Origin of the sequence: Paractinoplanes rishiriensis, assembly GCF_016862375.1 — a bacterium.
Taxonomy (GTDB): Bacteria; Actinomycetota; Actinomycetes; order Mycobacteriales; family Micromonosporaceae; genus Actinoplanes; species Actinoplanes rishiriensis.
In genome coordinates, this window is the sequence record NZ_BOMV01000016.1 from 1 (window position 1) to 11,766 (window position 11,766).

Annotated in this window: 12 protein-coding genes; 5 read left to right on the forward strand and 7 right to left on the reverse strand. The window is 64.5% G+C overall.

Annotated elements, in window-relative coordinates:
- Positions 1 to 799: 799 nt before the first annotated feature.
- Complete coding sequence (locus Ari01nite_RS10450) at positions 800 to 1,921, forward strand: effector-associated domain 2-containing protein (RefSeq protein WP_203780961.1); 1,122 nt, start codon at positions 800 to 802, stop codon at positions 1,919 to 1,921.
- Between the two features lie 527 nt (positions 1,922 to 2,448).
- Here the strand turns inward: Ari01nite_RS10450 and Ari01nite_RS10455 are convergent.
- Positions 2,449 to 2,790: a histone-like nucleoid-structuring protein Lsr2 gene (locus Ari01nite_RS10455; protein ID WP_203780962.1), complete on the reverse strand. Its 342-nt coding sequence runs from the start codon at positions 2,788 to 2,790 to the stop codon at positions 2,449 to 2,451.
- A gap of 500 nt (positions 2,791 to 3,290) precedes the next feature.
- Positions 3,291 to 6,395: an NACHT domain-containing protein gene (locus tag Ari01nite_RS49750; RefSeq protein WP_438872161.1), complete on the reverse strand. Its 3,105-nt coding sequence runs from the start codon at positions 6,393 to 6,395 to the stop codon at positions 3,291 to 3,293.
- A gap of 51 nt (positions 6,396 to 6,446) precedes the next feature.
- Here Ari01nite_RS49750 and Ari01nite_RS10465 point away from each other — a divergent pair, with 51 nt between their 5' ends.
- Both Ari01nite_RS10465 and Ari01nite_RS10470 read left to right on the forward strand, forming a co-directional pair.
- Complete coding sequence (locus tag Ari01nite_RS10465) at positions 6,447 to 6,692, forward strand: hypothetical protein (protein ID WP_203780963.1); 246 nt, start codon at positions 6,447 to 6,449, stop codon at positions 6,690 to 6,692.
- Positions 6,693 to 6,714: 22 nt separating this feature from the next.
- Positions 6,715 to 6,945, forward strand: coding sequence for a hypothetical protein (locus tag Ari01nite_RS10470; RefSeq protein ID WP_203780964.1), 231 nt, complete (start codon positions 6,715 to 6,717; stop codon positions 6,943 to 6,945).
- Positions 6,946 to 7,000: 55 nt separating this feature from the next.
- Here Ari01nite_RS10470 and Ari01nite_RS50855 read toward each other — a convergent pair whose 3' ends face one another.
- From Ari01nite_RS50855 to Ari01nite_RS10480, 3 genes are all read right to left on the reverse strand, one after another.
- Complete coding sequence (locus Ari01nite_RS50855) at positions 7,001 to 7,126, reverse strand: hypothetical protein (protein WP_275410839.1); 126 nt, start codon at positions 7,124 to 7,126, stop codon at positions 7,001 to 7,003.
- A gap of 938 nt (positions 7,127 to 8,064) precedes the next feature.
- Entirely contained in the window at positions 8,065 to 9,021 is a 957-nt protein-coding gene (locus Ari01nite_RS10475; protein WP_203780965.1) for a hypothetical protein, read from the reverse strand.
- Positions 9,018 to 9,383 (reverse strand): hypothetical protein, encoded by a 366-nt coding sequence (locus Ari01nite_RS10480; protein WP_203780966.1) that lies wholly within the window; start codon positions 9,381 to 9,383, stop codon positions 9,018 to 9,020. The genes Ari01nite_RS10475 and Ari01nite_RS10480 overlap by 4 nt, the downstream gene beginning before the upstream one ends.
- A gap of 98 nt (positions 9,384 to 9,481) precedes the next feature.
- Between Ari01nite_RS10480 and Ari01nite_RS10485 the strand changes: the two genes are divergently transcribed.
- Positions 9,482 to 9,640, forward strand: coding sequence for a hypothetical protein (locus Ari01nite_RS10485; protein WP_203780967.1), 159 nt, complete (start codon positions 9,482 to 9,484; stop codon positions 9,638 to 9,640).
- Here Ari01nite_RS10485 and Ari01nite_RS10490 read toward each other — a convergent pair.
- A complete protein-coding gene (locus Ari01nite_RS10490) occupies positions 9,623 to 9,847 on the reverse strand; it encodes a hypothetical protein (RefSeq protein ID WP_203780968.1) in 225 nt (74 codons plus the stop codon). The genes Ari01nite_RS10485 and Ari01nite_RS10490 overlap by 18 nt on opposite strands.
- On the opposite strand from Ari01nite_RS10490, the gene Ari01nite_RS10495 reads away from it, so the two are divergent.
- Positions 9,818 to 10,240 carry a tyrosine-type recombinase/integrase gene (locus Ari01nite_RS10495; protein ID WP_239162644.1) on the forward strand — a complete coding sequence of 141 codons (423 nt, stop codon included), beginning with the start codon at positions 9,818 to 9,820 and terminating at the stop codon, positions 10,238 to 10,240. The two genes, Ari01nite_RS10490 and Ari01nite_RS10495, sit on opposite strands and share 30 nt — an antisense overlap.
- Before the next feature lie 280 nt (positions 10,241 to 10,520).
- Here Ari01nite_RS10495 and Ari01nite_RS10500 read toward each other — a convergent pair whose 3' ends face one another.
- Complete coding sequence (locus tag Ari01nite_RS10500) at positions 10,521 to 11,375, reverse strand: helix-turn-helix transcriptional regulator (protein ID WP_203780969.1); 855 nt, start codon at positions 11,373 to 11,375, stop codon at positions 10,521 to 10,523.
- Positions 11,376 to 11,766 lie beyond the last annotated feature (391 nt).

Here is an 11,766-nt window from a genome sequence, read left to right on the forward strand (position 1 = left end):
AGTGGAGCCGACGGGAGACAGGGACGCTCAGGCATCGCGATCACCTCACAGCTGAGGAAACAAGCCGCTGCCATATCGATAGCAACCGAGAGGCAGCCCTGTCAGCCGCCAAACGCGCAAGGTCATCCCCTCGACGCTCACCGGCCGTCCAAGAGCACACCACAAGGTGATCAGGCGTTCCTCGACCGGACCACCCGAACGGGCAGCGGTCTTTCCAACATCCTCATTTGGCGATGATAGTGCGCGCAACCCCGGGTCCGGATTCTCGTCGGCGAATGAGCCCGCCGCCCTGGCCGATGACGTTCTCCGAGGACTGATTTCCTGGATATGGGGCTCTCCCTTGATCCATTCAGGATCAAGGAACCAGGGCGCTCGACGGCCCCAGGAGAACCCTACCTCCTTGAAATTGGGTGCCGGCCACGGTAAGCCTAGGCGGATTGCGAACCGTGGCTGAATAGAGCACGTCTCGGAATCAATTTCTGAAGACGGAATCCAGAAGCGCCCGGACCGCACCTCCGACGATGCCGGATACGGTGGCGAGAAGAATTTTCCAGGTAGTTTCATGCCGACGGCACGGTTCCTGATCTCGCATTGTCATTTCTTCCTCCGGGATGTTCTGCCATGTCTCTGATACAAGAAAGCCACAGCGATCCGGTGTCCGGAAGGTGAGCGGACAAGGTCTGCCAGTAAACGCCATACTCGGACATCCGCGACCGGCAACGGCCGTCTGACGTGCGGTGGTCTGCGGTAGTCTCCGTGACAACATCGGACAGTCACGGACGATCGCGGACGGTGAAACGTGCGGCCTGACGATCTCGACCCGAGCTCCGTTGTAACGGGTACGGAGCTCGCGGGCCTGTTGCGGCGCCTGCATGTACGCTCCGGCATGTCCTATCGCGATCTTGAGCGCTGGGCGGAGAAGCAGCGCCAGGCGGGACGTGCTTCGGTGTATCTAAGCCGGGCTACGCTCACCGACGCGCTTAACGGGAGGCGCGTGCCCAAGAAGGAGTTCGTCCGGGCATTCGTCGAGGCGTGCGAGGTTCCCTTTGCGGAGCGATCCGGCTGGATCAGCGCGTGGCAGCGTGTCGCGGAGCAGCGGCACGACGCGCGGTCCACCGCCCGCGCCGGCCTCGAAACGCCGTCCCCTCCCGAAATTGCCCGGCCGCATGGCGAAATTGCACGGCTGCACGGCGAACTGGAGGCGCTCAAAGCCGACCGGTCGCGGCTGCTGAACGAACTGTCCGCGGAGCGCGAGCGGCACGAGACGACCCGGCGCGAACTGGCCGACGCTCAGCTCAGACTCAGCGAACTGACTGTGCAAGGGCTGGCGGGTGTGGCTTCGGCGGCCCGCCACCAGATCCTCGTGGCGGCCGTCGACGCGCTCTTGAACATCAATTCCCTCCGCGACCCGAGCGGCCGGAGGCTGCTCATTGACCTCCTGCAACGAGAGATGGATCGGCCGCTGAACCTCCACGACCATGCCGCCGCCCGACCACACATGGTGGAATTGGTCAGCGAATGCCTGAACCAGGAGGGCGGTCTGGAGGTTCTCGCGAGTTGCACCGAACTCCTGGATCCCAGCAGCCCGCGGACCGCACACCTCCGAGAATTGGCCGATGAATGGAGGACCTACCAACTCTTTCCGGGCTACGACTTCAACCAGGCTCGAACCATTCTTTCGCAAACTGAGGGAGCGCAGGAGGTGGCCACTCTGGAAGGTATCCCGGACCGGATCCGGGGAGGCGGAAAATCTGCCTGGAATATCTTTACGGCACTGACCGGCTGCTCTGTCAAAGAAGACGGCGAACCTCCCTTTCTTCCTTTTCTCCGGCGGATCAGGCCGAACTTACATAAGTTCGAAAGGGAAGAACTGAGTCGACTGATAGCGGCCTTGAGCGCCGAGGTATCCAAGGTCGGGTAGTACCCGCTTTCGAGATGGGTCAGATGCGCCAACGAATCCAGTGCCACGCTCGTCCAGAGATCAACCTATTATTTGCGTCGCCGATGCAGCAACCTCATCGGCCGCGTCGAGAGCATGCAGCGCCATACCTTGGTGACGCGTTGTGAGGTGTGACGGCCTCTGCTGCCTCGATCGGATCTGGCGCGCACACAAGGTGGCGCGGTGGACAAACCCTGGGTTCGATGGCCACGCCCGCAGTTCGGCCACCTGGGCGACAACTGGCGGCACGAGTGCACGGCCGGCAGCGAAGATCTCGACCCGCGTATCGTGCTCGGGACGGTGCCGGACCGGCTGCTGCCCTACTGGGGCTGTGGTGCTATCCCGTACGCGTACGGCGGTTGTTCGACGGCGATGACGACGAAACAACCGGTGCCCAACCCGCCGGCCGAGCTCTGGCCCTGGGCAAAGGCCCTAGCTCCGACGGGCAAGTACCGCCCGGCACGACACATGACCGGCGCTCTCACGGCCGACCATTGTGGGCCGCCGGGTTACCGTTTCGCGTGGAATGCCTCGACGATCGTGCTGGGGATCCGTCCGCGTTCGGAGACCTCGTAGCCGTTCTTGACCGCCCACTCGCGGATCGCCTGGTTCTGATCCCGGTTTGACCGGACCGGCTGCGCGGCGCGGGACGTGAGACGGCCGGTGCCGCCAATCCGGCCGACCTTCGTCGCGACCGCCAGGTAGGGGTCGAGGGCTTTGCGGAGCTTGCCGGCGTTCTTCTCCGACAGGTCGATGGTGTAATTCACCCCGTCGAACCCGAACTCGACGGTCCGATCGGCGTCCCCGCCGTCGAGATCGTCGGTGATAACCGTAATTACCTGCTTGGCCATAGTGTCACTCCCAGAACCTTGCCCGCGGCTACAAGTACCTACCTTCGGGTACGATAGACGATGAAATGACAGACAGCTGCAGCTCGTCGACCACGCCACACCGGCATGCTGCGGGCGCGTGCCGTTATGGACCGTCGTCACCTGCATCGAGTCGCAGGAGACTTAGTGCCCTGCGAGACAAGATCGGCTCCGCCTCTCATTGACCGTGGCAGCACGCGGACATGCCGAATTGAGTGCGTTCGGGAATGGTGTTCCCCGGCCACTCCGCCCCGATAGCGGAGATGGCCTGCCCTTTTCTCCGAAAGACTCCTCCTATTTCAGATGCCACGTGGCGAAGTTCCACAGTGCCGCAGTGGAGAGTCGACCGGCGTGCGAAGTGCGGGAACGCGCTGAGCGTCCCGGTTCGGTTGATGGAGCTGCCGACGGGCCGCGCTGGTAGCTTCTGGACCATGATTCCTGCGCCCAGAAAGTGAGACTACTGCCGATTTGCCGCCTTGGAATCATTCCTGCTCGCGGCGGGGACGCTTGCGGAAGTAGTCTGCCGATACCCCTCGAAGCCGATGGATCATTTCGTTGGTCAGCTGGTTCGGGCCGGCCAGCAGCTCGTCGATCATGGACACGTGGTGCGCCCGGAGTCTGTTTCTGCTCTCTAGCGAAACTATTGCATCGAGAATTACTTGGCCCGGGATGCGTGGCGCTTCCCTGAGTAGCATGCGCATAAATAAGGTGATCGCGAGAGTCGCGCTCTCAGGGACGTCCGGGCCGCCGAACCCTGATAAGGCGACAGCAGCGCGCTCGTAAGCTCCTTCCAACTCGATGCCATCGCTCAACTCGGACGCCAGCCAAAGCCGGATCAGGCTATGCGCGATGGACTCGAGCTCGCCCGTTCGTTGGATGACGAACGCCGAAAGTGTGTGTGGTATGGAGTCGATCAGTGGTTGAAGCGCATGCCGGAATGCATCGTCGCTCAAGTTACCGCTCAGCTGTACCGAGCGCTGTGTTGACTCGAGTTCAAAGAAGTTTGAGATCACCGAGGATGCCTCCCACGACCGTTCCTCGGCTCCCGGAGGAATACTGTGGGACCAGAATGGTTCGACCGATTCGATGCGACTCGTCGGGCTCGCGGATTCAAGCTCGATGTCGCGTCGACCATCGGACCAGGTGCGTCGGATGTCGAGTACCCGGGTGACGGCGAACCAGTGTTCGCTGGGCACGGCCGCGCGCCAGAGATGGGCGGCGTGGCGCAACGTCGACGCCGGATCGTCGTTCTCAGGCAGCAGCTCGCTCGCGCGAACCGGGCCGAGGCACAACGTGATCAATAGCAGGTTGAGGGCGTAGATCGCCGTTGCGTAATCGGGACCTCGCTCGGTGAGATCGCGGGGAAGTCCGTCTCCGCCTCTCCCTCTGTTCCACTGAAAAGTCGCAAACAGCAGCCGCATGCGGGCGATCAGCCAGTCTCGGAGCCCTGACCGATCGACTTCCCGCAGCAAGCTCGCGGTGAACGGCAGTACTGTGGTCCGGATTGACATCGGCATTGAGTCGAGTAGTGACTTGAGAAGGTCGTCGGTCGGTCGGCCGGTGCGGAGCGCCCGAGCCCAGAACCGGTCCCGGGCGGCGTCAGCGAGTTCCCGCACGACGAGCCGGGCGACCAGGTACTCGCCGAATGTGGCGTGCAGAAACTCGTACGTGATGAGGGCTTTGCCGTCTTGTAAGGCCTGCGTCCGCTGGATAAAGAAGAATCGTCCGACCAGCTCCTCGCCTGCGGTGAGGGTACCGCGGAAGGCGGTGCCGAGGGAGCGGACCGGGCTGATGCCGAGAGCGTCGAGGTCGGTGTCGAGCTCGGCTTGGGTCACCCATTGCCGAGAACGGTTGAACATGGCGAAGGCGACGATGGACAGCCGGGTCAGTTCTTCCTCAACGGCCATGGTCATTCTTGTCTCGGGCTGGTCCGGGTGCAGTCGTCGTACCTCGCGGCGAGCGAAATCGCCGAGCAGCCGCTCATACAGCTCTGTGGTGTCGAACGACGTGTCCGCCGCACGGCGCCGCAGTGCGCCGTCAGTGGCGTCGTAGAGAGCAAGCATGAGCAGCAGTAATGGCTGTTCGGTGAGCTCTGGGAACCGGTGGACTACGGCGCTCGGTAGCTCTGGGCGGCCGCGGGCCGTGCTGACCTGATTCCAGTTTGCCAGCCATTGGTCGACCTGCGGACCGTCGAATGGCTCCAGACGGGCGGCGAGTCCCTTTGCTGGGATCCGAGCTCGGTCGGCCACGGCGACCCGAGTAGTCACGACGACGGCTACCGGGCGGTCCTGCCGTGCCTCGCGTTGCTGAAAGGCGAGGACACGGCTCAGATAGTCGGACTGGTGGACGCCGGTCGCCTGCAGCAGCTCGTCGAAGCCGTCGAGGACAATGACAGGGAGGGCGCCGTCGAGGCTGCGTGCCAGGTCGGCCCAGGTGACAGTCTCGCCGATCTCGCGCCGCAGGGCGTGTTCGATCTGGTCCTGGATCTCTGCTTCGGCAGGTACCTCGCGTAACGGCACTCGCACGGCGAGGAAGTCCGCCGGCGGGAGGTGGGCGGCCAACATTCGCGTCAGCGTTGACTTGCCGGCGCCAGGATGGCCGAGTATCAGCATTGGTGCATCGGTGGCCTCGGGCGTGGTGAGGTAGCCCGTCAGGAAGGCAGTCAAGTTGGGCCGTGACGGGACTTCCCACCAGCCCTCGTCAGCGACTCGGACGCCAGGTGCGATCGCCTTGATACGAAACCGGGGGTCCACAAACGCGTCGCCTAATCGTGGGATGCCGATTTCTTCCGGCCCTCCCTCAATGATCGGCCGCAGCAGCGCCGCCCGGTACGAGCGGGCTACCGCAGCCCGGTGCCGGTCAGGGTCGCGGCCCGAGGTAGTCCGGACCAGGATCTCCTCGACTTCAGCCAGGGCGCTGGCCGCAGCGCGGGCTTCGAAGCGGCCGACCCACACCGCAAACTCGGGCATCTCAACCGTCAGGCGCCGGTGAGCGTCGTCGTATCGTTCGAGCGCTCGGCCGACCAGAGCGCCTTCTCGACCGACAAGACGTTCTTGATCGGCAGCCGCGCATGGCGTTCCGAGACCACCCACCTCGAGGTAGTCCATCAGGGACTGCTCCGCAGCCGCGTAAAACTCGCCGAGGTCACTGACAAGGTCGGAGTATGACCTCTCGGGCGACGGTGTCGGGATATCGCTAACCAGCAGGTAAACTAGCCAGTTCCGCTCGGTCGACTCGCCGAGCATGATCGCCAGTTGCTCGTCGCGCTTCACTTTGAGCTTCGCGGAGGCAAGCTCGTCCAAGGCCTCGAAAAAAGCGCTCACTACCAGGACGGCGTGTGCGGCTTGGAGTCGACTGCTCCGGTCGTGCCGGGCCAATCCGCGCACCCGATCGTGCAACTGGCCGGTGAGCTGCTGGCTGAGCCGGATGACCTCAGCCTTGAGGTCGAACAGGCCCAGCGCGACCGTGCTGCCGCCGGCCGTCGCCACTGCAAGCCCCGCACCGAGTAAATTGTCCAAGGCCGCGACTACGGGTCCCGATCCGCCAAGTACACGGACAGCGTCCAGATAACGAAGGCGGCGCGGCACCAGTCCAGTGTGGCGGCTGTGTCGTCGCGCTGTCGATACGATAGTGGGCAGATGCCTTCGATCGACAACAACCCGTCATTGTTCCGTATCATGGCGACGGCTTTGCTCGCCCGCCTGCAATCGCTTGTGCGGCGCTGCGAGTCGCCAAGATCCAGTGCACTGATCTGCCGCGACGCGCGCGTTACCGGATGGCGGGGTGGTCACGCATCGTCCGAGCGCCAGACGCTCTCGAACTCGGCGTCGGTGATCTGGAAGGTCTCCCAGTCCTCGTCGGAGTCAAGAGACTGGCTTCGCTGAGACCTCCGTAGCGATCTTCGTCGTGTCCAGGCCCATAACGGAGGACACGGCCTGCGTCGTAGACCTGGACCTGACGAACGGGCCAGCCTTCGTCGTCGGCGACGCCGGCATGCTCGGGGAATTCGTCGAGGGGGACTTGTTCCGCGCTGAGGCGATCGTTGTCGGTGCTCACGACTACGACACCCAGATCGGCGGACACACCGTCGCGCCGAAGCTGCAGGTCACGTCGATCAAGGCGGTCAGCGACAAGTAGACGCAGAGAAGCCCCACAGGTCATGTTCACCTGCGGGGCTTCACGCGTCGTACGATCAGAGCAGCACGTGAATGCCGATCATCACGATCAGCATGAGTGCGATCAGGCGGACGGTCCGGGCATTGCTTCCTACGGCGTACCGGACCGTCCGACCAGCCTCCACCACAGCAACGTCGAACATTGGTTGATCACCTCCTCTCCGAAGGTTCGGATGTGGAACCAACCATAAAGGTCACCGATGAGGTTTCCGGACCGCGCCAGTCCGTCCGGAAAGCAGAAGCCAGCGCCTGACCTGCGCTTATGCGCCACGACGCATCTTGCGCGGCCGCCTGTCCTGCACCTGGGAAAGCGTTACAGCAGCTGGGGTTTGACCACGTACGCCCAGCTCACGCGCCCGCTTGCCGACACCGCCGAAGCCATGCAGCACGTCCTGTCGGTAGCGCTGAAGTCGTGGCACGCGACGCCCCAGACCATGAACCAACCGCCCACCCCTGCACCGGCAAGGAAGCGGCGGATGCCCGCCGCAACGAAGCCCCGCCCAGCACTGCACTGTGGCGGGCTCAGTCTCGGTCCCTACACCAGTCATCGAGGTGGGCGACGAGTTGCAGTTGCTGAGAAACTGAAGAATTGGGCAGTGGCGGCCGGCCGAGCTCGTAATTCGGCCTTCTACGGGGCGCCGCCAACGCGTCTTACTTACCTGCCGTGAGTCGTTCACTACGGAGTGTGATCCCGGCCGGCATGACCGGCGATCGCTGAACTGGTCGCCCCGCTCGGAGACTACCGCCGAGTCCGGGGCAGCGCTGATGACGAAACAGCCGAGGTCGCGTTCATGCTCGCCGCCAGGCTGGCCGAAGCCGGCGCCTCCGATGAGGCTCGAGCTTGCCTGAACCACCTGGTCGGTACCCTCAATCAAGAACTCGGCCCGGGAACACAGCCGCATCATCTGGGTCCGCTTCCAGGCTGTTTATCTCAGCGCACGAACCGACGGCTGGCAGAACGCAGCCGAGGCGATGCGGGTACTTCTCGACGACGTGGATCGTCTTGTTACGAGGGGACGCCTCAACTCACCGAACTACGGGACCATATCGACCGATGCCTCAACGCAGGCTTCGATTGAATTCACGCGGGGGAAGACTCGGATGCTGGCGAAGGTGCTGCGGTCGATGGTGGTGGATGATCGGGGGACAGGCGGTTCGTGACGGCTTCGAGGTAGTGGGCTGCGGTGGTGGCGCCGGGGCGCAGGATGGTGGCCGTGCCGTCGTCCTCGAAAGCGAGCACCGCGCCCGGACCGGGGTCCGCGCCCGGTGTGTAACCGGCCTCTGTCATGAGAGCGGCCAGTTGTGGCCAGTACCGATCCAGCGCCGGGTGCTCGGGCAGGCCGTGTCGCGCTATTGTGGGCAGCCGGCGGAACCATCCCCAGTGCAGCGCGGCAACGGCGTGCGCGAACCGGGCTCCCGGCCGGCGGTCGGGGCCCCAAATGCGGTCGTCGCTGTCTACGTCGGGCGGGGTCAGCAGGAACAGTCTGCGGTGCCCGCCGGTCTTCCGCAGGTGGGTGAATTCCCACTTCGTGCCGGCCGACAGCGCCGGGACCGCGAGGATGCAGCGGGCGCGTCCGGCGGCCGCGGCAAGGTCGTCCTGCCAGCTTGTGTCGTGGGCGTAGCGGCGGGCGGCGCCGAGCGGGACGACGCGATCCGCCGGGCTGCCGAGCGCGACCATGGCGCCGATCTGCTTGTTCACCTCGTCCGCGAGGAACTCCTCGGCGGTCAGGTGGTGGAACGGCGAGTCGACCCGGAACGGCCGCAGCTCGGTGTCGAAGTCACGGATGAACAGGACGGTCGTTCCCGGCGTGTCGAACGGATCGCCGGCCGGGGGCAGGAACCGTCCGGCCCATCGCAAGGTTCCGACGCCGAGACCGACGATGCCGGCGCCGCCCATCGCGCAGATCAAGATGGCGATCAGGTGGTCGAACAGCGTGTCGTCCCAGGTGTCGATCGCGGCGAGCACGGCGATGGGGATCCCGCCGAGGGTGAGGAGGTAGCCGGTTGCACGAGTGACCTGGAACAGCGACGCCGTCACCCAGCCGACCGGCCCACCACGGCGGCGGCGAGGCAGCAGGCGCAGCCCAGCACGACGATGATCCCGGACGCGATCCCGCCGCCGCCGAGCAGGATCAGTCCGACCAGCAGGGCGGATCGGCCGTAGCTGACCGGTGCCACGACGATGAGCAGGGACGTGAAGACGAGGAAGAACACCACGCACATCAGGACGGTGAGCAGGTACTTGCCGCGCAGTCGTCCGCCGCGCCGGAGTATGCGCCCCGCCATGCCGCCGAACACGACCATCGCCACGCTGAAGACCAGCAATCCCGGAAGGATCGCCAGGAAGTAGACGATCCCGTCGAGCGCCGGTTCGACTAGGAGGCCCCACCCGTCGGACACGCCACCAGTCTGAACCACGGCTTCCGGTTTGACATCGACCAGCGAGACACTGGGTCAATCTGCACGTCGGCAATCGTGGAGCGGAGGGGACGTTCCTGATGGCGAAAATCAAGTCTTCCGACCTTCCCGTCGGCAGCGTCGTCGCCAACGACAAGACGGCGTTCATCAAATCCGCTCTCTCCACCACTGGCGGGGCACCGACGGCACGTATACGGACGATGGCGGGATCGACCGGCGGCTCAGGCGCGGCGCGGTGATTCTGCGCCGCGGTGCGAACGAGGTCTCTTGATGCTCAAGCCGCTGCGTACGAGACCGAACCTGCAGTTTGAAGCCTTGATCACGACCGCCCGGCAGTCGTCCAACCCGACGACTTCGCCCTGGTCGCGCTGCTGGGGCTGCTCGGCCTGCGGGCCTTCGAAGCCTGCGGTGCCAGCATCGGCGACCTGGGCGAAGAACACGGCCACCGGGTGCTGCGCGTACGCGGCAAGGGCGGCAAGGTCGTACTCGTCCCGCTGCCGCCCGCGGTGGCCCGCGCTGTCGACCGGGCCGTTGACGAGCGCACCACCGGGCCGATCCTGCGCACCACCGTCGGGACACGGATGGACAGGCACGCCGCGACCCAACGGCTCAAACAACTGTCCGCCACCGCGGGGATCCGAATGCCCCGCATGCACCCGCACATGCTGCGTCATACCTTCGTCACTACCATGCTCGATGCCGGAGTCAGCCTGCGTGACGTGCAGATTGCCGCCCGGCACGCCGACCCCAAGACCACGATGCGCGACGACCGGGCCCGGAAGAACCTCGACCGGCATCCCAACTACATCCTCGCCGCCTACATGGCCTCCGGAACCTGAACGCCGAGGCCACGGGCCCGATCGCCGGCTCGCGGACATGCCGATGACAGGGCGTTCATCTCGCGCATAGATATGCCCACATACGCGAATTCATTGATTCGATTAGTTCGCAAGTCCGAACGATGGCCCCTCGGAACGTTGCGTCCGACTCAGTGCCAATGCGATCTTGAACCCTGTCGTCCGCGCCTCCCCGATCTACCGGATAACCCCCTGGTGTCGCCCAGCCGCTGGTAGAGACTATGGACAGTGGGCACGCCGCGATGTACTGGATAGCAGCCCATTATCCAGTCTTCCGCTTGCGGCCGGTCAGATTCCGATCGTGCGGCGCGGCCGAAGTGGTGGGCGCGGCCACCAATCCGAGAGTCTGTGCGAGCAGCACCGTGGCGAGGCGGTCGGTGGTGCCCAGCTTTCGGTACAGGTTCTCCTGATGTTTGGTCACCGTGGACGGCATGACGCCAAGTCGGCGGGCGATTGCGATGGCCTTTAGTCCCTCGGCCAGCAGCGCGAGGACGGCCAACTCGCGTGGGGTGACGCCGAGGTCTGCGCTGTGATTGTCTCGGCTGACCGTCGAACTGGGGCACGGCGAACGATCTCGGAGCCGCTGGAGTTCGGTCAAGTGCCTGTCGAGGCTGGTCAGCAGAGGTTGAACGCGGAGGGCGAACTCGCGGTCGCGGGAACTGAAGTCCGTGCCCGAACGACAGACGATGAATGCCCGAACGGCTCCGGCCGGGGCGTGCAGCGGTATGGCCAAGTGCCGGACACCGCCGTCGAAGTCGCGTTTCGTGGCCGCGTAGCAGGCATTCTGGCGCCAGTCGGCTTCATTGATCACGTCGCTGACGGTCCATGGAGTCCTGTCGCCGGTGGCGTAGACGAGGGCCAGCGGATGGGTGGCTCCCACTTCCCGCTGCCGTTCATCGAGTGGAATGGTCCCAATCTCATCAGGCGTCCATGCCAGCACGTTGGCGGTGGCCAGGGCCGGCCGGAACTCACCATGAAATATCGCGGCGGCGCCACGGAGCGCATCGTTGAGTCCTTTGGTGATCACCGTCCATGGCGGATCAGGCTCTTGGCCATCCAGTACCGCGACGACGATGTCGAGGATCCGCTGATATTCCCTCACGCCAAGGTTGGCCATGGATACGAGGGTCCACCTGTCAAGAAGATTCTTCTACGGAGTTTTCCTAATACCAGCGACGGCGCTGGCGCCGCACTCTCACAACGGGCGCAACATCGACATCAGCGCGCATTAAGCCTGGGTCGGCCATCTGGCACCTCAGGTCTAGTGATCTTTTCCTTGGATGCTCGACTCTGTCGCCTGTTCGACTCAACCCGATGAAAATCGGCACAGACTGCTACCGAAATTTGGGATGATCATGGCATGGACGAGGCCGTGGCCGGCAACACGTGGCCGCGAATCGATGTGCGCGGGGATGGTGTTGGTCCTTGTTGCGGGGCTCGGCGCCGGGCTCGCTGGTCCGTCGGCGGCTGCGCTTGCGAATCCGAGTGGACCGCTGGCCGCCCAAGCC